The organism is Fictibacillus enclensis (assembly GCF_030123385.1).
In the GTDB taxonomy this organism is placed as follows: domain Bacteria; phylum Bacillota; class Bacilli; order Bacillales; family Fictibacillaceae; genus Fictibacillus_C; species Fictibacillus_C enclensis.
Map to the genome: position 1 here is coordinate 1200406 of NZ_CP126109.1, position 19545 is coordinate 1219950.

Genomic DNA, 19545 nt, shown 5'->3' on the forward strand with positions numbered 1-19545 from the left:
TTTTTCACAATTTAATTTGACGCATGTTTTTTTGTCGATTATAGTGTAGTAAGGAATTGGAAAGGGAAAAGAGGTGTTAGAAATGGAACAGGACCCATTAAAATTGGAAAATCAAATCTGCTTTATGGTTTATGCTGCAGCAAGGGAGATAACCAAACAGTATCGTCCGCTTCTGGAGAAACTCGATGTAACCTATCCGCAGTATCTGGTATTGCTGGTGCTTTGGGAACAGAGGGAAGTGTCGGTCAAAGAACTGGGAAAGAAATTGCTCCTTGATTCGGGTACGCTGACACCGATGCTGAAGCGTATGGAGTCACATGAGCTGATTCTTCGGCAGCGTTCAAAACAGGATGAGCGGAGTGTAATGGTCTCTCTGACCGAAAAGGGGGAAGCCCTGCAGGAGGAGGCGGCATGCATACCAGGCGCCTTGCTCGAAAATATGAATCTTGATGACCAAGAACTTTTCCAATTAAAGAAATCGCTCGGAAAAATACTCAATAGCATACAGGAAGACTAAAAACCTCATTCCATCTGGAGTGAGGTTTTTTAATCCAAAAATACATTTGTAAATTTGCGGTGTCTGGTGCGTTCACGAAAACTGCTCGGCGATTCACCAGTATACCGTCTGAATACCTTGCTAAAGTAATTCGAGGTATCAAACCCGCTTTGGCGCGAGATTTCCTGTACCGGGATGGTGGAATTCGACAGCCAGGCCATCGCCTGTTCGATTCTTTTCTTTGTAACGTACTGCATGGGTGTCGTCTGGAGGTGGGATTGAAACAGTTGGATAAAGTAAAACTTAGACAAGCCGGCCACAGCAGCCAATTCCTCCAGATGAAGCGGCGAGCTCATATTTTGATGGATATGGGTAATGGCCTGCTGCAGGCTTTCCGGCATGGGGGCGGTATCCTCGGTATACCCCTGGCCAAAACGGTGCAATGCCATGACAAATTCATAGGCGCGGCTTGAGGCCATATAGGCATCCTTGATTTCTTTGTTGGCGGCTTCCTGGTTGATTTGATGAAGAAGCTGGATCACGCGGGAAGAGTAGGGGATCTTGAGGACGGGTCCCCTTTTTTCCGTGAATGCCTCCCAGCACATTTTGGTGCTTTCGCCCACCAGAGTGATGAACATGAATTCCCATTCACTGCTCTCATCCGGCAGCCAATATTCGTGGTCACTTGGAACATCCACAAGGAACGCGTCTCCCGGTAACAGCGAATAGGTTGTTTCATTCACCCTGATCCTTCCTTCCCCCTTTGTTGTGTATTGAAAGATAAATGTGTTATCACCATCATTCCTTGTATTCCCATTCCACCGATAGGCGGAAGAGGTTTGGAGCTCCCATCCTGCATACCACAGGTTGGCAGGCATGGATATATCCTTTTTGCGGTATTGAAATACGCTATTGCCGTATGGCTCCTCTAACACCTGGTTCAGCAATTTATTACCCTCCAAAAACAGTATTTTACCATTGATAATAGAATGTAAGCGATTTAATATTGAGTATAACAAATATTCTTACAAATATCTTTGGAAAAACGATAACAATAAATTGCATGTTGGAGGAGAGCGTAATGAAAAAGATTACCTTTATCGGAGCGGGAAGCACCATTTTTGCTAAAAATGTATTGGGAGACTGCATGCTGTCACCTGCGCTGCAAAGTTTTGAATTTGCGCTGTTTGATATTGACCCTAAACGTCTCAGCGAATCAGAGGCGATGCTGAACCAGCTTAAAAAGAATCTTAAATCTGACGTTATGATTAAGTCATATACGGAGAGAATTCCCGCTTTATCAGGTGCTTCCTATGTCATTAACGCGATTCAGGTGGGAGGCTATAAACCAAGCACAGTGATTGATTTTGAAATCCCGAAAAAATATGGCCTGGAGCAAACGATCGCAGATACGATTGGGATCGGCGGGATATTCCGTGCCTTGCGGACGATCCCGGTTATGCTTGATCTTGCAAAAGACATGGAAAATGTATGCCCTGACGCCTGGCTTCTGAACTATACCAATCCGATGGCTTCCCTTACAGGTGTTGTTTTACGCTATACATCCATAAAGGCTGTCGGGCTATGCCACAGTGTGCAGGTATGTACAAGAGACTTACTGGAATCGCTGGATCTTCCGGCAGATGGAATAGAAGAGCGCATTGCGGGGATTAACCACATGGCTTGGCTTTTGGAGATCAAGCGCAACGGAGAAGACCTCTATCCAGAAATCAAGCACCGTGCAAAAGAAAAGCAAAAAGAAAAGCACAATGACATGGTGCGCTTTGAGCTCATGGATAAATTCGGCTACTATGTAACGGAATCTTCAGAACATAATGCGGAGTACCACCCTTACTTTATTAAAAGAAATTACCCTGAACTGATAGAAAAATTCAATATTCCGCTGGATGAATATCCAAGACGATGTGAGCAGCAGATCGCAGACTGGGAAAAAATGCGCGATAGCATCGTGGAAAATGAACAGCTGACCCATGTGCGTTCACATGAATATGGATCAAGGATCATCGAAGCAATGGAAACGAATCAACCGTTTGTGTTTGGCGGAAATGTGCTGAATGAAGGAAACTTAATCTCAAATCTTCCGTCAAAAGCGGTCGTAGAAGTTCCATGTGTCGCCGACCGGAACGGAATCAAACCATGCTATATGGGTGAGCTTCCTGAACAGCTGGCCGCCCTTAACCGTACGAACATCAACACGCAGCTGCTGACGATCGAGGCAGCAGTCACAGGAAGCCGCGATCATTTGTACCAGGCTGCGTTTTTGGATCCTCATACCGCTGCAGAGCTTTCACTGGATGACATCGTTGCGCTATGTGACGATCTCATTCAAGCTCACGGTGACTGGATTCCGGATTTTCCTAAGGAAGAGGCAGAAGCCATTAATTCATAATCCGCAAAAAAATTTAAAATGGGATTAAAAGCTCATAGCAGTGCAGAGTAAAACGGGTGGAAATCTTCCACTCGTTTTTGTTTTGTCTACACCCAGTTCGTAAGCAGGACTTCAATTGCTTTTCCGATTTTTAGAATCCCTTTGGGTATAAGGTGTTTATCAACCTTAGAGACGCTGAGCCGTACGGTATTTAATTTTTTGAAATCGGGCAGATACATTTCCTCCATGCTTTCCAGCAAAATCCCCTTTTCTTTAAATGCTGAACGAAATGGGTTGCTTTTAGTGGATGGGGCAACTCGATACTGGAATAAAATCCAGAGTTGGAACCTGTATAGGCAGTATTTGCCGGTAAGTAATTTTGATAAGCCTTCTGTGCAATTATTCCTTTTTGATGATATAAATTCCGTAATTTATGAATATGGGCTCCGTACATTCCGCTTTTTAAATAAATTTCAAGTGCACCTTGAGTAAGAATGGGGGTATGGACATCCATGCCGAATTTTCCCCGCAGAAAGTTCTCTTTTAATGAATCAGGAAGGACGACCAAACCAAGTCGTAAGCCAGGGAGGAGCACCTTGGAAAAGCTTTTTGTATAGATCACTCTTCCGGATGGGTCGAAAGCAAACATCGGATCTTGTTTTTTGTTATGGTCCAAATCTCCCATATAGTCATCTTCCACAATAAATACATCATACTTTTGGGCGAGCTCAACGATTCTTTTTCTTTGCTTATTTGAATAACTGTAGCCTGTTGGATTGTGAAATCGTGAAACGGTATAAAAAAACTTAATATCTTCTGTTCGAAAAATGTGTTCCAATTGTGATAAGTCTGGTCCGTCTCTGTGGATCTCGATGCCTGTCGTTCTCGCATTCTGGTGACGCAGGGATTCTATCATGCTGGGATGGGTCGGCTGTTCGACGCAAATGGTCTGCTTGCCATTTGGGAAAGGAAGTGAGATCAGGAGATGAAGCGCCTGCTGGGAACCAGTTACTACCACGATACGTTCTCGTTCGGTGAACACTTGCAGTCTTGCAATTGCCGTGCCAGTTCATGACGAAGAGAGGGAAGGCCCTGTGTATCGGAATAGGCAAACATGGCTTCTTTATACAGATCAATCGCTTCATTTATACAGTGCTTGTAATCGGTATACGGCATGAGTCCTTGTGCCGTCTTTTCTTTACTTCATTGGTGGGGTTATCCTTTGGACGAAATCAGATCTTGAAGATGGGAATAAACACATGAATCAAAAAGCTGTATAAACAACGAAAGGAACGAACCGATATAAACGGTTTCGTTCCTTTTTGTGTGTTAAAACTCATTTCCCAATCGTTTGAACTCCTCATCAATTTGCTTAAGGTCAATTCGTTCAAACAGCGGGGATACTTCGGAAACCACAATATCTTTCGGAGTAACCATCTCCCAGGATGCACCGTCGAGCTTGAGCGTCTCACGTACTTTTTGACTGGAAAAAGGCAAAAAGGGTTCCAGGAGCTGAGCGAGATTGGCAATGATAACGACACAGGTGGCGAGTGTCCCGTTGACCCTGCTTTGATCTTTATCTTTGATTTGCTTCCAGGGCTGCTGCTCATCAAAGTATTTATTGGCAGAACGGATGTAGGAAAAAATCTCGTCCAGTCCTTCTCTAATGCGGGACTCTTCGATGAGGGAGCCAATTCTATTATAGAGAGGAGGCAGCCCGTCTCTTGCAATGTTGGCGATTTCTCCATCGGGAACCTGTCCATTGAACGACTTTTCGATAAACTTCAAGGTTCGGTTAACGAAATTTCCGTAAGCTCCAAGCAGCTCGCTGTTGTGGCTGTAAATAAACTCACGCCATGAAAAATCGGTGTCACGATTCTCTGGTGCATTGATTGTCAAAAAGTAACGAATGGAATCGGGATGATAGCGTTCTAATAGATCAGGAACCCAAACCGCCCAGTTCTTGCTTGTGGACAGCTTCTTCTTTTCCAATGTCAAATATTCATTGGAAACAATATGGCGGGGAAGGGCAGGATTCCCGATTCCATGGAGGATCGCCGGCCAGATAATGGTGTGAAAGGGAATGTTGTCTTTGCCGTGGACATAATAGGTTACGGTATCCTCCTGCCAGAACGGAGAATCATCTTTCCCTGTTAATTGCGCCCATAGCTTACTGGCAGAGTAATATCCCGATACAGCTTCAATCCACACATAGACTTTCTTCTTTTCATAGCCTTCAATCGGAACAGAAACACCTACGGAAAGGTCACGCGAGACGGCCCGGTCGATCAGCCCTTCCCGCAAATAACGTTTGGTCAGCTGAATGGCATTAGTCCGCCAGGAGTGCTTCTTTTCCGCTTCTTCCACATCTTTTTCCAGTACCTGCTGAAAGAAGCGAAGAGCGAAGTATAAATGCTCGGTCCGCTTGAAGACGGGTGGCTTGCCGCAAAGCTTGCACGTTCTGTCAAGGAGGTCTGAAGGATCAAGAATCGTCGAGCAATTGTCACATTGGTCTCCCCGTGCATGGCTTCCGCAAACCGGACAGGTGCCTTCAACATAACGGTCAGGAAGAAATTGTTCGTAGGTTTCGCAATACGCCTGTTCGATTTCTTTTGGATAAATGTACCCTCTCTTATAGAGAGAAAGAAAGATTTCCTGAACAATTTTGTGATGATGAGGATGATCTGTGCGGGTATAGCAGTCATACGAGAAACCAAGCGCGTTAAAGTTATTTTCAAACTCCGTGTGATAGCGGTCCGCCACTTCCTCAGGCGTTATGCCTTCCTGTCTCGCCCTGATCGTGATAGGTGTTCCGTTGCAGTCGCTGCCTGAGACATACAGCACCTTTTCACTCTTTAACCGGTAATAGCGCGCCAATATATCTCCGGGCAGTAAGCTTGCAATGTGCCCGGTGTGAAGAGATCCGTTCGCATAGGGCCACGCTCCTCCAATAAAAATAGCCATCAGTATTCCTCCTCATTGTTGAGCCCGGTCTCTACTACCCTTTCCCGAAACTCGTTTTATTCATACTAAACAACAGAAAAACCCCGCCCATATCTAAAAAAACAGATAAGGACGGGGCCGGTCTGCCCGTGGTACCACCTTTATTCATGAGAGGCTTGCGCCTGTCATCTCAGCAAGTACGGAGTGAGTAAAAAGAACACTCTTATACTGTGGTTTTGATAACAAGTGCCACCACTCGCTGCTCCCTACTCACAAGGTTCTGAATTCAGGACAGAGCTCTGAGACCATGTTCGAATCTTCATTAGTGCTTCTTTTCAGCTGCCGAAGCTCTCTGTGTAAAAATGGTGAGATTCTACTCTTTCTCATCATCGCCTTTTCAATAAAGGAATTGTTTCCTTATTATAGCAGGTTATTCTCTTTCAGTGAAAGCCTTTGTGTATTCGGGTAAAAGAAGTACTTTTATATTTTTGAAAAGTACTTTCCCCTGATTGCTCAGTATCCAAAACTTGTAAAAATAGCTCATTGTGTCTATTGCCTGGTTCTATTTTCACAACGTACAATTAAGCTGTCTGAAAATTTAAAAAGAATAGGGGAAAAAGAGATGATGAGAAAGAAAATGATCTGGTCCGCTGCAGCAGCCCTCGTAATTACATTGGGAGTGCCTGTCTGCCAGCAAGGAAGTCCCATGGCTCAAAGTTCAATGGTTAAAGCACAAGAAATCAATGCGAAAGCAAGAGCAGATGCCTATTTAAAAGAACAAGCGGGCGCATTAAAGCTTCCTCAGGATCTTTCCGGTCTTTCTTACGTCAATACTGTGCAGACAGAGGCGGGGAGCTACGTGAGATACCAGCAAACGGTCAATGGGTACCAAGTATTCGGCAGACAGCTCGCAGTAACAGTGGATCCTTCAGGAGAAATTTCTCTTGTGGTCTCGGACTATATTCCCTACACATCAGTAGAACGGGTGGAGGACAAGCTTTCTAAAGGCCAGGCAGAGTCCAAAGCTCATAAGTTGATAGGAGACAAAGGAGAGGGAGATTGGGGAACGACAAAGAATATGTTTGGGTATGTGATCCAAAATGGAAAGGCCATACCAGCATACAAGGTTATTGTGCATGCAAAAAAACCTTTTGGCGCATGGGAAACCATCGTTCACGCAGGAACAGGGAAATTGTTGAAAAAGAAAGACTTAAACCAAAAAGCGATAGGATCGGGACAAGTATTTTATCCGAACCCCGTAGAGTCAAGCGGAAGTGCCTCCAATCTTGCAGATAATAACGATGCCGATTCCCCGGAATTAACCGCACAGCTTAAAACGGTGGCGCTGCAGGGACTTGATGGATCAGGTACACTTACAGGTGATTTTGTTAATGTTTATTCCAAAGCAAAAACAAAAAACAAAAGCAATGTTTTTCGTTATACCCGTTCCGATGACCGGTTTGAAGATGTCATGGCCTACTATCATATCGACCGGCTGCAGCGTTACATTCAGTCGCTCGGCTTTACAAACATCAATAACCGCTCCATAACAGCCAATGTGAATACATATAAAGGAGATAACTCTTTTTACAGCCCGACTAAAAAAGATCTGACCTTTGGATCAGGCGGTGTGGATGATGCGGAGGACGCAGGGGTTATTGCCCATGAATATGGTCATTCCATACAGGATAACCAGGTTCCGGGGTTTGGAGATTCCATTGAAGGAGGCTCCATGGGTGAAGGCTTTGGGGATTATCTCGGTGCTGTTTATGAAGACGCACTTTCCGGAAAATCCTTTGGCAGAGCTTGTGTAGCCGAGTGGGATGCGACCTCGTATTCCGCAGGCGATCCCCCTTGCCTGCGCAGGCTCGATGAAAACAAAGTGTACCCGAACGATGCGATAGGTGAAGTTCATGCCGACGGGGAAATCTGGTCTCAGCCTCTTTATGAATTGGCAAATGCAATGGGACGGGATGCTGTCACTAAAATCATTTTGCAGTCTCATTGGTCGCTGACTCCAAATGCATCCTTCAATGACGGTGCACGTGCCATTAAACAGGCAGACAAGCTCCTTAACCGCGGGAAAAATGGAAAGTTGATTGACCGGATCTTCAATGCCCGGGGGTTATCTACAAAATAATGAATGCATCAAAAAAAGAGCCAGCCGGCTCTTTTTTTGATTAAAGATGTGTTGGAGTGTCGCGGATGACGCCGTGCTCGGCCTCTAAGCTTCCGTTACTTGCAACTGCGCCGATAAGCGCGGTCAAAACCAAAAATGTTCCCAAAAGAATTTTTGCTTTTTTCATCGTAAATACCCCATTTCTTCGATTTTGGTTTTAGCGCGGAACGCCTGGTAAAAATAAGTACTGGCTTTTTCAAATTGTTTTTCATGATGAAGAAGGGTAGCAAGAGATTCTGTATAGTCCTGCACAAAACCCCAAAGCTGTTTTTCTTCAAAGTATTTCAAATGCTCAATAACAATCTGTTCAATTTCCACGAAAGGAAGATCAGAGTACTGGGCATTTAAAATTTGCAGGTGATGGAGATACTCTTCATTTTGAACGCTGCTGCACACATCCATGCCTTGATGAAGATAATAAAATCCATTTTCCTTATCATTCATCTTGAAGTATTCACGTGCAAGCAGAAAGGAAAGCTTGTGAGGGATAAACTTTTTACTGTACAGTTCGCCGAGATGCCGGATGGCGATATCGGATAAATTTTGTTCAGAATAAAGAAATCCCAGGTTATAGCGAATAAAGTTGAGCAATTCTTCGCTTTTAAATTTTTCTGCGATATCCAGAGAATCTAAAAAATGCTCTTCTGCCTGTTCATATTGTTTGAGGCTGAGGCTGCACAAGCCCAGGATGTTTTCACAATCAGCGCATCTTAAATCATTCTTTGAAACTTCTTCGAACGTCTCCCTGGCCATTTTTGCATAACTGATGGCAAGCAAAAATTTGCGGGTATGGTAGAAGGCGGCAGCCGCTTTATAATAGAATTCGGCTACTTCAATTTTATCCTCCACACAGCCTAAAAAACGCTCTGCGATCTGATAACTGGAAACAGCATCCACGTGCCGGTTCATGCTGGATGCAAACAAGCCGTTAAAAAAGTGATAATAAAATGCCATTTCAGGGGAAAGTTGTCCTTCAAGCAGTTCCAGTTGCTGCAAAAGGACTTCGGTGTCGTCATACCTTTTATGGATGAGTGTATACCGCGTCTCCAGCAGAGAGTGCCATAGCAGTTCCTGATGATCCAATTCGGCAGGATCAAGCAGTTCCTGTATCTCAATATTTAATTCCTCGACAACTGCCAGATTCCGATCCCTCATACTTACATTCCATCGACTGAGCAATTCAATGACTTCAGACGCCTTTTCTGTTTGTAATATCATGATAACTCCCCTTAAGAAGGTTATATAAAAATAGTAGCATATAATGGAAAAAGTAAAATTGGGAAAGTGAACCCGAAAATATTATAATAAGTGAGGGGTTTTTGATCTCATTTTCCCAAGTTTTTATAAAATTTCGATTTATTTGTTTGGCACATTGGTGTTTATGATTGTTGCTGCCGTGGTATGTAGCTATGAGGAAGGTGTAAGTAATGTATAAGTTTTTGGTGGCCATACCGCTTCTTCTAATGGGGATATGGCTTGGATACGAAGGTCAGGATAAGGCGGAAACCTCCGAAAAAAAGGAAACGGCAAAGGATTCTGAGTCCATCCACACGCTGTCCAGTGTAATTGTTTCTACCAATCAATTACATAATACGGACCAAAGGATTTTGTTTGAGCAAGTCATTTCAACGGATCAGCTTTTTCAGAAGCAGCCGGTAAAAAGACCTGAAGGTAACCGGAAACTGACTGAAAACGTAAACGTTGCAAAGGCTGAACCTAAATCAGCAGAAGCAAAGCCAGAAAAAAAAGAGCAAAAAAATACTGGTAAAGAGAAACTAAAAGGTAAAAAACAGCTTGCTGGGAAGGAAAAAAAGGATAACGGTAAACACAAAGGTAAGCAAAAAGGTAAGCAAAAAAACCAAATCAAAAATATGAAAGAAAAAGAATCTCCCGGGCCTGATAAGCACCCGTCAAAAGTAAAGCCCAAAGCGGAAAAGAAACCGAAGAAACCGGAACCCCTGCAAAAGGCAAATCCAAAGGATAAACCGGCTGTCGAGAAGCAGCCGGATCCGGCAGGAGATGAAGAAGCAAATGATCCTGGTGATGAAAACGGGTCGCTGCCAGCAAGCGAAAATAATGGAAATGATCAGCAGGAAGACTCAAATCCAACAGCCATGGAAAAACAGGATACTGAATAAACAAAAAAGCCTTTATTAAAGAAAAGGCTTTTTTATTTCCAAAAAAATCAGCTGTTTATTGAATGATTGGAGGCACTCTATATGTATATATTTACCGGAGCTGAAATTAAACAAATCGATCAAGTTGCCCAAAAAAGCGGCCTTGATGTTTTCGCATTAATGGAAAACGCCGGGAGAGCCTTGTTTGAGGAAATGAAGAAGCACATCGGCAAAACAGACAGGATCCTGATCATGTCAGGGAAAGGAAACAATGGCGGTGACGGAATTGTGCTGGCCAGGTATTTGCAGCAGAATGGCTATTTGTGTGAATTGGTTTTTCCTGCAGGAAAACCCAAAAGTGAAACCGCACTGAAGCATTTTGCCCACTATACCTCTTGCGGACGTAAAGTATCGGAGATTGAGGGGACATACGATGTTATTGTTGATGCCCTTCTAGGGGCAGGAGCGACTCCTCCTTTACAAGGTGAAATACAAAAGGTGATCCGCTGGGCCAACGAACAGCATGCGCTTAAAATTGCAGTTGATCTTCCAACGGGTGTATCGGCAGATGAAGGAGGAGCCGACGAAGCGTTTCAGGCTCATTATACGTACTGTCTCCATGGCTATAAGCCTTCCGCTTTTTTGGAAGGCAGCACGGATTTTTATGGAGAGAAAAAGGTCCTTTCCATTGGCTTGCCTCAAGAATCGAAATGGCAGGTATGGACGGAAGAACAAATGAAACAGACCTTTCAAAAAAGAGAGCAGGGTGCTCATAAAGGAACGTTCGGGACTGGCCTGCTGCTTGCGGGTTCAGATGAAATGCCGGGAAGTGCTCTTCTTGCAGGCATTGGCGCATTGCGGAGCGGGATAGGAAAACTGATGATAGGGACAAGCCGCTTTGTGGCAGGTATTCTGGCAGGCCGTATTCCGGAAGCCATGTACGCGCACGACGGGCTTAAAAAAGTGGTGGACGGTCAGGTGCCAAAAGGAATGAAAGCATGTGCCATCGGGCCTGGGCTTCCAGATCAAAAAGCCATCGAAGGGGCATTACAGGTTTTGTTTCAAACCGATCTTCCCCTGATTATTGATGCAGGAGCACTTGGAGAACGCCAATATCCGAGCAGGAAAGCTGAGATTATCTTGACTCCCCATCCCGGAGAATTCAGCAAAATGACAGGAGTTCCGGTACCTGATATTCAAAAAAACCGTCTGCATTTTGCCCTAAAGTATGCACAGGATCAAGGAGTTATTACCGTATTAAAAGGAAGAAATACCGTCATTGCCTTTCCGGATGGAGATCTATTTGTCAATGAAACTGGAAATGCGGGTCTTGCCAAGGGAGGCACCGGCGATACATTAACGGGTATGCTGCTTGCTTTTGTCTCTTCGGAAAAAGACATCAAATCGGCCGTGGCAAATGCTGTTTATTTTCATGGCTGCTGTGCTGACCTCTGGGACAAAACAAAAGCACAGCGCGGATTATTGGCCAGTGATGTAAGTGAACTGCTTCCCGAAGTCATGAAGAATTTTGAATAACCAGAGCAAGAGAAAAAGAGGTTTTAAACAGGGGGCAAATGGATAAATATTGATTATGTATGTTTTGTCAGATTAAGTCGAAAAATATCGGAGGGGGAGAAGAAGGGTAACGGAAATCACTAAGGAGGAAATTATGTCAGACCAAGGACCATTCAAAAAATCGATATCATTGTTAGATCTTATACTCATAGGACTAGGAGCTATTTTCGGATCAGCCTGGCTGTTTGCTGTAAGTAATGTGGCATCAAAAGCTGGACCGATCGGCAGTTTCTCATGGATTATCGGCGGCGTTATCGTTCTCCTCATCGGGTTTGTTTATGCCGAACTCGGCGCGGCTCTCCCGCGAACTGGAGGTATCTTAAGATATCCTGTTTATTCTCATGGACCGCTGGTAGGCTATTTGATTTCTTTTATCACCATTGTAGCCTACACAAGTTTAATATCAATTGAGGTTACAGCAGTACGACAATATGTTGCCTATTGGTTCCCGGGCCTGACAAAGTCAGGATCGGATTCCCCCACAATCGCAGGGTGGCTGCTGCAGTTTGCTCTGCTATGCTTATTCTTTCTTTTAAATTATTGGAGCGTTAAAGCTTTTACCAAATCCAATATTATTATTTCGATCTTTAAATATTTTGTTCCGCTCACCATTATTACCGTGCTAGCGTTCCATTTTAAATCAGGGAACTTTTCGGTAGAAGGTTTTGCACCATTCGGTTTTCAGGGAGTTCAAGGAGCCATATCAACGGGCGGTGTGATGTTTGCCTATCTTGGTCTTCATCCCATCGTTTCAGTGGCTGGAGAGGTGAAAAATCCACAGCGGAATATTCCGATCGCGCTGATCGTATGTATTGTGCTCGCGGCCATCATCTATACACTTCTCCAGGTTTTGTTTATTGGAGCGATTCCAACCGATATTGTTTCAAACGGATGGCCAAAAATTGCACAAGAGTTCTCGCTTCCCTTCAAAGATATTGCAGTTGCACTTGGATTGGGCTGGCTTGCCACTATTGTCGTGCTGGACGCCATTATCTCTCCAGGTGGAAACGGAAATATTTTTATGAATACCACATCCCGCCTTGTGTACGCCTGGAGCAGGACGGGGACGCTCTTTAATGTCTTCTCAAGAGTAAATGAAAAGACAGGGATTCCACGGCCATCATTGTGGCTGTCTTTCGGAATGGCGGTTTTTTGGACGCTTCCGTTTCCATCCTGGAATGCACTGGTTAACGTATGTTCCGTTGCATTGATCCTTTCTTATGCGATTGCTCCGATTTCTTCGGCAGCGTTCCGCATTAACGCCAAACATCTTCATAAGCCTTTTACGTTAAAGGGAATGAATATTATTGCACCTTTATCGTTTATCTTTGCCACGTATATCGTTTACTGGTCGGGCTGGAAGACGATTTCATGGCTGATTGGCTCGCAGCTCCTCATGTTTATTATTTATTTGTTATTCTCCAAATATGTTCCGAAAAAGGATGTCAGCCTTGCTCAGCAAATTAAGTCATCCTGGTGGCTCATTGTCTACTACGTAATGATGTTGCTAATCTCTTACATCGGATCGTTTGGAGGCGGCAAAGGAATATTGAGCAATCCATGGGATTTGATTATTATCGCCGTCGGTGCGCTAGCCATTTATTTCTGGGCGAAGCATTCAGGTCTTCCGAAAGCTATCATTGATAATGATGACGAAGATCTTGCGGGGGATGAGAATCCAGAGTTAAAAGGACCTACGGTATAGAGCTAAGTAAAGAACGGAATAGTCTTCTCTGACAATGGGGAGGCCATTTAAAGCTTTTAAAGTTGACAGGTATGTCGTAAAGAATTATATTTTTGGTTGCAAATGCAGATAGGAATACTGGAGGGAATATACATGACATCACGAGAGTTTACAGATGTGCTAAATGAACGGCATTCCGTTAGAAAATATGATCCTGAAGTAGAACTGACAACAGAGGAGATCACAGAATTACTAGAGGATGCGGCAAAGGCTCCATCATCATGGAACCTGCAGCATTGGAAGTTTCTTGTGATTCATGACCAGCAAGCCAAGGAACAATTATTGCCGATTGCCTACAATCAGCAGCAGGTGGTAGAGGCAGCGGCTGTTGTGGTAGTTTTGGGTGACCTTGAGGCAGACCAAAATGCTGACAGGGTCTACCAGGGGGCAGTAGATGAAGGCTACATGTCAGAGGAAGTAAAATCGACTCTTGTGAGCCAGATTAAAGACGCTTATGCTACAAAACCTGATATGGCAAAGGATGAAGCCATTCGTAATGCTTCTCTTGCATCTATGCAGCTTATGCTGGCAGCGAAAGCCAGAGAACTTGATACTTGTGCGATGGGCGGATTTAACGCCGAGGAGCTCGTCAAATCATTTGATATCCCTGAAAGGTATCATCCTGTCATGCTGATTTCCGTTGGAAAAGCGGTAAAGCCTGCTCATCAGACGGCACGCTTTCCCATTCAGGAAGCCATCGTCTGGAATAAATTTTAATACGTGAGCCATAAAAAACAACTTTCCTATGGGAAGTTGTTTTTTATATATACTTTTGTATACATAATTACTTGACGTAAATTAGTTATTTATTTAAACTAGCTAACATTAAGTAATTTAGTGGGACAAATATAAATTAGTTGGAGGTTATTTGAAACGATGAGAGGAAGGGATGCAGGAGCATTTATTTTAAGAATTTTTATCGGGATTGCTTTTTTAATTCACGGAGCTTTAAAATTTCAGGAGGGAATTGGAAATACAGCAGGCTGGTTTGAAAGCATCGGTTTACCTGGCCTTTTAGCCTATGTCGTTGCGGTTATTGAGCTGGCAGGTGGGTTCTTAATGATTCTGGGATTGGGAACCCGGTTGGTCGCCTTTTTGTTTGCAGTGGTACTGCTCGGTGCGATCCTTACGGTAAAAGCACAAGCGGGTTTTACCGGAAACGGCCAGTCAGCTGGATATGAACTTGATTTAGCCTATTTGGTCATCACTGTATTTTTGTTGTTGAATGGCAGCCGTTTGTTGTCAGTAGGTGCCTTATTCCGAAAAAATAAAACCGTTCATTACCAATAAAAAAAGTACCAGCTGGATAAAGCTGGTACTTTTCTACGTTTATTCGCCGTTTGTTACAGGAACAGCGTTAAAATATTCTTCGAGTGTTTCATGCTTGGCTACAATCTTTTTGGAAACGGATGTTCCGACGTAACGTATATGCCAAGGTTCGTACTTATAGCCTGTGACGTTTTCCTTGCCTTCGGGATACCGGATAATAAAGCCGAAATCAGGAGCATTCTTTGCCAGCCACTTTGCTTCTGAGGTGCCCCCGAAACAATCCTGTGCAGGGCATTTGCCCCCATCGCCAGCTACATCAATGGCCAATCCGGTTTCGTGCTCACTGGTGCCGGGCAATGCGCTGTATGAGCGTGCTTTTTCGTAGCCATCCCGTTTGACATAGTTGTTAAAAAGAGCCGTTTGGGTGGCATGTGAACGGTAGGCGGATACGCCGGTAAGGTTAATCCCGTCTTTTTTTGCAGCCGCAAACATGTTTTCAAGAGCCGTTGCAGCTTCTTTGCGCATCATTCGTTTTTCAATTTTCTCACTGAAAATAAAAGGAACATCTGGATACACAAGGTCTGCCGGCTTATAGTCTTCCGGAAGCTTCGAACGCTTGTTTACAAGAACCGGGATGCTTTCAGGGTGCGCAACAACAGAAACACTTTCGTCATTCTTGGCTGGAGGCTTTGGCTTTTTGTGATCCTGAGTCGGTTCGCTTGGATCGTTCTTCTTTTGCTCTTGTCCGTCCTTTGGTTCAGGATCCTGGCTTACTTTTCCTCCATTATTTTTTGAATCATGGCTTGGCTTGTTTTGATCTGCACTTTTGTTATCTTCATTTGTTTTGGACTGATCCTTATCTTTTTGTGTTTCTTTTGCATGGTCTTCAGTATGATGAGATGTGCTTTCTTTTTGGGAAGGCTCATCATTTGAGCAGCCTGTAAAAAGAACTAAACTCAAGGCTAAAGATATGCCAGACACCAATTTCACTTTCATATGTAAAACTTCCTTTCAGATGACGTTCAAAAAAATACTTTACCATCATTTAAGATGAATGAAAAAAGGAATTTAACCTTATTATAACTTAAATTCCCACAAGACCCACGGATGAAACCGAACGTTATATGAACTTCTGATGATTCAATGAACCCATTCGTTAAACTTCCATAAAATAAATCATTAAAATTATTAATTTTTATGTTTATCCCCAGTATAGAGAGGGAATAGAGTTAGAAACTTGTTAAGGAGGGATGGACAAATGGAAATCAATCAAGTTGAGCAGCCCGTTTCGAAGCAAATAACGCAGTCCGTTCCTAAGCAGCCGTTATTAAGGGCAGCGGGGACATTGGAAAAACCGGATGAAAACAGAAAACCAGAGTATGAATTGACCTTTCTAAACCCAAATTGATTTTTCAGGAGACTATGCCAATGTTGAATTAAAAGGCCTGAACTCAAGTTTCACAGGAGTTCAGGCCTTTTATTATGGGTTAAAAAAGATATTCCAGCAGAGAGCGCTCCGTGTTATCCTGAATATGGAAGAAAGTCCAAAAGGGGGATGGCGATGGAGTTCCAGGAGGTTATTACGACCGAAGAGCAATTTGAAGAGCTGCAAGCCCAATGCGGCAGCCCCAGTATCCGCGCAGCCAATAAAGTCATTGATCGATTGGATGCAAACTGTGTACATTTTATTTCAAAGTCTTCATTTCTTTCATTGGCCACTTATGGTGCGGATGGGCGTTGTGATGTTTCACCCCGTGGGGATCGGCCAGGCTTTGTAACCGTATTGAATGAACACTACTTGTTCATTCCTGAGCGCAAAGGAAATAATCGGTTGGATTCAGCAAAAAATATTATAACCAATCCTGCAGTCGGATTGCTGTTCATGATTCCGGGCATGGGAGAAACCTTGCGAATTAATGGCAAAGCGATGTTATGCCGTGATCCCAAACTTTTGGAGCAACACGCGGTTAACGGAAATCCTCCGCTTTTCGGTGTGGTTGTAAAAGCAGAGGAATGTTTTATTCATTGCGCCAAGGCTTTTATCCGTTCGGGAATCTGGAACCCGCAAACGTGGCTTTCCAAGGAAGAACTCCCTTCTGCAGCCGCGATCATGGCAGCCCACATGAATATACCGGCCATGGGTGAGGAGCAAGTGGCTAAAGGATTGGAAGAGAGCTATCAAACCCGTCTATATTAAAAAAAGAATGCCCTTTGGCATTCTCAGGCTGTCGAGAAACTCTCGACAGTCTATTTTTTTATCCATCAACTTTATTTATTCACCGCGTTAATTTGTTATAATATAACTAACAAATAAGGATCGGACGGTGTTTGTATGTATAAGCCTAAAAAGGATACTCAGAATGAAGCAGAGTTTGTTTTTATCGAAGATTTGGTTCCTGAAGACCACCTCTTGAGGAAGATTGATCGCTATATCGATTTTTCTTTTATCGGTGAGAAAGTTCGTCCTTATTATTCAGAATCTACAGGACGTCCTTCGGACCCTATTCTGCTTTTCAAGATGATGTTCATCGGCTATTTCTACGGCATTCGCTCAGAACGACAACTTGAACGAGAAGTCAAAACCAATATCGCTTATCGCTGGTTTCTTGGCTTAAAACTGAATGACCCTGTTCCAGATCATTCCACGATCAGTTGGAACCGGCGGACTCGTTTCAAAGATACCCACGTCTTTCAAGAGATCTTTGATGAGATCGTCCTTCAAGCCATGAATCATAAAATGGTGGGAGGAAGAGTCTTATTTTCCGATTCTACCCACCTTAAAGCGAATGCCAATAAACATAAATTCACAAGAGAAGAAGTGGAAGCAGAAACAAGAGGATACATTGAAGAATTAAATCAGGCGGTCGAGGAGGACAGAGAAAAGCACGGAAAAAAGCCCTTAAAAGAGAAAGAGGAGGTGAAAGAAAAGAAGCAAATTCGCAAAAGTACGACTGATCCCGATTGTGGTTTTATGTCGCGAGACCATAAACAAGAAATGTTCTGTTATTTAGATCATAGAACGACCGATATGAAATTCAATATTATCACCGATGCCTATGTCACCCCTGGGAACGTGCATGATTCTGTGCCTTACCTTTCTCGTTTAGACCGCCAAATCGAACGATTTCAATTAGGGGTAGAAGCTGTGGCTTTAGATTCAGGCTATCTCACCACTCCGATTTGTAAGGGACTTTATGACCGGACGATTTTCGGGGTGATCGCCCACCGCAGATACCACCCAACAAAAGGGCTGATGCCGAAATGGAAATTTACATACGATAAAGAACGGGAAGTATATGTTTGTCCCAATGGCCAGGAACTCGTCTACTGCACAACCACAAGGGAAGGATATCAGGAGTATAAATCGGATCCCAAGCTATGCGCAGAATGCCCACTATTAAATGAGTGCACGCGTTCAAAAAACAAACAAAAAGTCGTAACGCGCCATGTCTGGGAAGAACATAAAGAAAAAGTACGCGACAACAGACTGTCGGCTTCTGGAAAGATGCTTTATAAATTTAGAAAAGAAAAGGTGGAGCGAAGCTTCGCAGATTCGAAAGAGCTGCATGGGCTTCGCTATTGCAGGTTGAGGGGATTACAGAATGCGAGTGAGCAGGTGCTTCTCACAGCAGCCTGTCAGAATATGAAAAAGATCGCCACACACCTAGCCAAGCTTGGCTAGGTGTGTGAGGATCTTTTTCTTCAGAGAAATCACACAACAGGGCAGTAATTCTAAACAAATAAAAAAGCTTGTGGAGAAAAAACAGAGCTTTCTCCACAAGCTGAGAATGCCCTTTGGCATTCTTTTTTAATTGGCTATTTTTTAGGATGAATAACGTTTGAAGCCTTTGATTCCAGCCCTTGCTTGGTAATGGAAGTAACATAGTAGCTGTACTTGTCGGCTTCCTCATCGGTAAAGGTTTTGCGTTCGTAGGCTGATATGCTGGCCACATGCTTAAACGGACCGTTTTTCTTTCCTTTATACACCCTGTATCGGACAATATATTTATTTGTCGCGAACCGCATACCATGAAACACATGTTTTCATGTGAAATTCACTCCTTTAAATTTTTGGCTTTTGGCCTTTTTTGTAAACTCATAGAGAAAACGCACGGATTTTGTATTTGGATCACTTTCTTTTAAAAATCTACAAAAATAAAGGAAAATCCTAGAGTGCGGGAGAAGAAAAGTAGAACGTATTCAGAAACGGGGAGGCGGTCCATGTGACGCATAATGAAGAAATCAGAAATGAAGTGCTGGAAACGGTAAATAACTTAACGGACGACCAATTAAATGAGCCGGAAGAAAAGGGAAGATGGTCCATTATGCAGACTCTCCACCATCTCTACCTCATGGAACGGTCAGTGGCCATCATTGTCTCCAACCGTCTGAAAAGCAAAATAACAGCTCCTGCCGAGAGGAAGCCGATTGACAGGACGGTGGATCGAAGTGTGAAAGTAAGCGCGCCAGTTTTTGTGGTTCCCACGAAAAAGTACATGACGCTGGAAAAAATGAAAAATAAATTGGAAGAATCGAGAAACGAGCTGAATAAGGTAGCTGCCAGCGCAAATCAGGAAGAGCTGAAACAAAAATCTTATCCGCATCCTGTTTTCGGACCGATGCCGTTGGAGCAATGGATTCCATTTGTCGGCTATCACGAAAAAAGGCACTTGGAGCAAATAAAGGAAATCAGGGACAAGGTGGTGGACAGGATATAAAAGAACCCAATATAAAACTAAGTTGACTTATCGGGATACTTACCTTAAAATGATACACAACAAAAACACAATATGAAAAGCTGATCAGAAAACTGAAGGCACTTCTTTGCGATGC

General features: G+C 43.6%; 19 protein-coding genes and 1 other annotated feature. Of the genes, 12 read left to right on the plus strand and 7 right to left on the minus strand.

Translation table 11 applies throughout. The features are described 5' to 3' along the window. Nucleotides 1–82 precede the first annotated feature (82 nt). Nucleotides 83–517, plus strand: coding sequence for a MarR family winged helix-turn-helix transcriptional regulator (locus QNH15_RS06480; protein WP_283893450.1), 435 nt, complete (start codon nucleotides 83–85; stop codon nucleotides 515–517). Nucleotides 518–546: 29 nt separating this feature from the next. On the opposite strand, the gene QNH15_RS06485 is transcribed toward QNH15_RS06480, so the two are convergent. Beyond that, the gene (locus QNH15_RS06485; RefSeq protein ID WP_283893452.1) at nucleotides 547–1443 is read right to left on the minus strand and encodes an AraC family transcriptional regulator; all 897 of its coding nucleotides are present in this window, start codon (nucleotides 1441–1443) and stop codon (nucleotides 547–549) included. Nucleotides 1444–1577: 134 nt separating this feature from the next. Here QNH15_RS06485 and melA point away from each other — a divergent pair, with 134 nt between their 5' ends. Continuing rightward, nucleotides 1578–2906: an alpha-glucosidase/alpha-galactosidase gene (melA, locus tag QNH15_RS06490; protein ID WP_283893454.1), complete on the plus strand. Its 1329-nt coding sequence runs from the start codon at nucleotides 1578–1580 to the stop codon at nucleotides 2904–2906. Nucleotides 2907–3096: 190 nt separating this feature from the next. Here melA and QNH15_RS06495 read toward each other — a convergent pair whose 3' ends face one another. Then, nucleotides 3097–3903 carry an aminotransferase-like domain-containing protein gene (locus QNH15_RS06495; protein ID WP_283893455.1) on the minus strand — a complete coding sequence of 269 codons (807 nt, stop codon included), beginning with the start codon at nucleotides 3901–3903 and terminating at the stop codon, nucleotides 3097–3099. Between the two features lie 311 nt (nucleotides 3904–4214). Next, nucleotides 4215–5849, minus strand: a complete 1635-nt coding sequence (metG, locus tag QNH15_RS06500; RefSeq protein ID WP_283893456.1) for a methionine--tRNA ligase — start codon at nucleotides 5847–5849, stop codon at nucleotides 4215–4217. A 104-nt stretch (nucleotides 5850–5953) separates the two neighbouring features. Then, nucleotides 5954–6227: a binding site (T-box leader), on the minus strand. Between the two features lie 223 nt (nucleotides 6228–6450). Between metG and QNH15_RS06505 the strand changes: the two genes are divergently transcribed. Further along, a complete protein-coding gene (locus QNH15_RS06505) occupies nucleotides 6451–7968 on the plus strand; it encodes a M36 family metallopeptidase (protein ID WP_430667129.1) in 1518 nt (505 codons plus the stop codon). Nucleotides 7969–8008: 40 nt separating this feature from the next. Here QNH15_RS06505 and QNH15_RS06510 read toward each other — a convergent pair whose 3' ends face one another. After that, nucleotides 8009–8134, minus strand: a complete 126-nt coding sequence (locus QNH15_RS06510) for a hypothetical protein (RefSeq protein ID WP_276203830.1) — start codon at nucleotides 8132–8134, stop codon at nucleotides 8009–8011. Continuing rightward, the gene (locus tag QNH15_RS06515; protein WP_283893457.1) at nucleotides 8131–9225 is read right to left on the minus strand and encodes a hypothetical protein; all 1095 of its coding nucleotides are present in this window, start codon (nucleotides 9223–9225) and stop codon (nucleotides 8131–8133) included. The genes QNH15_RS06510 and QNH15_RS06515 overlap by 4 nt, the downstream gene beginning before the upstream one ends. A gap of 209 nt (nucleotides 9226–9434) precedes the next feature. Here QNH15_RS06515 and QNH15_RS06520 point away from each other — a divergent pair, with 209 nt between their 5' ends. The 5 genes from QNH15_RS06520 to QNH15_RS06540 all read left to right on the plus strand — a co-directional run bounded on the left by QNH15_RS06520 (nucleotide 9435) and on the right by QNH15_RS06540 (nucleotide 14733). After that, nucleotides 9435–10145 (plus strand): hypothetical protein, encoded by a 711-nt coding sequence (locus tag QNH15_RS06520; protein WP_283893458.1) that lies wholly within the window; start codon nucleotides 9435–9437, stop codon nucleotides 10143–10145. An 81-nt stretch (nucleotides 10146–10226) separates the two neighbouring features. Then, on the plus strand, nucleotides 10227–11660 hold the full coding sequence (locus QNH15_RS06525; protein ID WP_283893460.1) for an NAD(P)H-hydrate dehydratase: 1434 nt from the start codon (nucleotides 10227–10229) through the stop codon (nucleotides 11658–11660). 133 nt (nucleotides 11661–11793) lie between these two features. After that, on the plus strand, nucleotides 11794–13404 hold the full coding sequence (locus QNH15_RS06530) for an APC family permease (RefSeq protein ID WP_283893462.1): 1611 nt from the start codon (nucleotides 11794–11796) through the stop codon (nucleotides 13402–13404). Between the two features lie 132 nt (nucleotides 13405–13536). Further along, entirely contained in the window at nucleotides 13537–14160 is a 624-nt protein-coding gene (locus QNH15_RS06535) for a nitroreductase family protein (RefSeq protein ID WP_283893464.1), read from the plus strand. Between the two features lie 159 nt (nucleotides 14161–14319). Further along, nucleotides 14320–14733 carry a DoxX family protein gene (locus QNH15_RS06540; protein WP_283893466.1) on the plus strand — a complete coding sequence of 138 codons (414 nt, stop codon included), beginning with the start codon at nucleotides 14320–14322 and terminating at the stop codon, nucleotides 14731–14733. 39 nt (nucleotides 14734–14772) lie between these two features. Here the strand turns inward: QNH15_RS06540 and QNH15_RS06545 are convergent, their stop codons facing one another. Further along, nucleotides 14773–15708 (minus strand): M15 family metallopeptidase, encoded by a 936-nt coding sequence (locus tag QNH15_RS06545; RefSeq protein WP_283893467.1) that lies wholly within the window; start codon nucleotides 15706–15708, stop codon nucleotides 14773–14775. Between the two features lie 262 nt (nucleotides 15709–15970). Between QNH15_RS06545 and QNH15_RS06550 the strand changes: the two genes are divergently transcribed. The 3 genes from QNH15_RS06550 (at nucleotide 15971) to QNH15_RS06560 (ending at nucleotide 18394) form a co-directional block, all read left to right on the plus strand. Beyond that, nucleotides 15971–16120, plus strand: coding sequence for a hypothetical protein (locus tag QNH15_RS06550; protein WP_156412545.1), 150 nt, complete (start codon nucleotides 15971–15973; stop codon nucleotides 16118–16120). A gap of 153 nt (nucleotides 16121–16273) precedes the next feature. After that, a complete protein-coding gene (locus QNH15_RS06555) occupies nucleotides 16274–16909 on the plus strand; it encodes a pyridoxamine 5'-phosphate oxidase family protein (RefSeq protein WP_430667130.1) in 636 nt (211 codons plus the stop codon). A 135-nt stretch (nucleotides 16910–17044) separates the two neighbouring features. Then, the gene (locus tag QNH15_RS06560) at nucleotides 17045–18394 is read left to right on the plus strand and encodes an IS1182 family transposase (RefSeq protein WP_283889030.1); all 1350 of its coding nucleotides are present in this window, start codon (nucleotides 17045–17047) and stop codon (nucleotides 18392–18394) included. A gap of 134 nt (nucleotides 18395–18528) precedes the next feature. On the opposite strand, the gene QNH15_RS06565 is transcribed toward QNH15_RS06560, so the two are convergent. Then, nucleotides 18529–18738, minus strand: coding sequence for a hypothetical protein (locus QNH15_RS06565; protein WP_283893469.1), 210 nt, complete (start codon nucleotides 18736–18738; stop codon nucleotides 18529–18531). 197 nt (nucleotides 18739–18935) lie between these two features. Here QNH15_RS06565 and QNH15_RS06570 point away from each other — a divergent pair, with 197 nt between their 5' ends. Further along, a complete protein-coding gene (locus QNH15_RS06570) occupies nucleotides 18936–19430 on the plus strand; it encodes a DinB family protein (protein WP_283893470.1) in 495 nt (164 codons plus the stop codon). The last annotated feature ends 115 nt before the right edge of the window (nucleotides 19431–19545 follow it).

Coding starts and splice junctions, on each gene's coding strand:
- QNH15_RS06480 (WP_283893450.1), top strand. CDS start 83: ATGGAACAGGACCCATTAAAATTGGAAAATCAAATCTGCTTTATGGTT.
- melA (WP_283893454.1), top strand. CDS start 1,578: ATGAAAAAGATTACCTTTATCGGAGCGGGAAGCACCATTTTTGCTAAA.
- metG (WP_283893456.1), bottom strand. CDS start 5,849: ATGGCTATTTTTATTGGAGGAGCGTGGCCCTATGCGAACGGATCTCTT.
- QNH15_RS06505 (WP_430667129.1), top strand. CDS start 6,451: ATGATGAGAAAGAAAATGATCTGGTCCGCTGCAGCAGCCCTCGTAATT.
- QNH15_RS06510 (WP_276203830.1), bottom strand. CDS start 8,134: ATGAAAAAAGCAAAAATTCTTTTGGGAACATTTTTGGTTTTGACCGCG.
- QNH15_RS06515 (WP_283893457.1), bottom strand. CDS start 9,225: ATGATATTACAAACAGAAAAGGCGTCTGAAGTCATTGAATTGCTCAGT.
- QNH15_RS06520 (WP_283893458.1), top strand. CDS start 9,435: ATGTATAAGTTTTTGGTGGCCATACCGCTTCTTCTAATGGGGATATGG.
- QNH15_RS06525 (WP_283893460.1), top strand. CDS start 10,227: ATGTATATATTTACCGGAGCTGAAATTAAACAAATCGATCAAGTTGCC.
- QNH15_RS06530 (WP_283893462.1), top strand. CDS start 11,794: ATGTCAGACCAAGGACCATTCAAAAAATCGATATCATTGTTAGATCTT.
- QNH15_RS06535 (WP_283893464.1), top strand. CDS start 13,537: ATGACATCACGAGAGTTTACAGATGTGCTAAATGAACGGCATTCCGTT.
- QNH15_RS06540 (WP_283893466.1), top strand. CDS start 14,320: ATGAGAGGAAGGGATGCAGGAGCATTTATTTTAAGAATTTTTATCGGG.
- QNH15_RS06545 (WP_283893467.1), bottom strand. CDS start 15,708: ATGAAAGTGAAATTGGTGTCTGGCATATCTTTAGCCTTGAGTTTAGTT.
- QNH15_RS06550 (WP_156412545.1), top strand. CDS start 15,971: ATGGAAATCAATCAAGTTGAGCAGCCCGTTTCGAAGCAAATAACGCAG.
- QNH15_RS06555 (WP_430667130.1), top strand. CDS start 16,274: ATGGAGTTCCAGGAGGTTATTACGACCGAAGAGCAATTTGAAGAGCTG.
- QNH15_RS06560 (WP_283889030.1), top strand. CDS start 17,045: ATGTATAAGCCTAAAAAGGATACTCAGAATGAAGCAGAGTTTGTTTTT.
- QNH15_RS06565 (WP_283893469.1), bottom strand. CDS start 18,738: ATGCGGTTCGCGACAAATAAATATATTGTCCGATACAGGGTGTATAAA.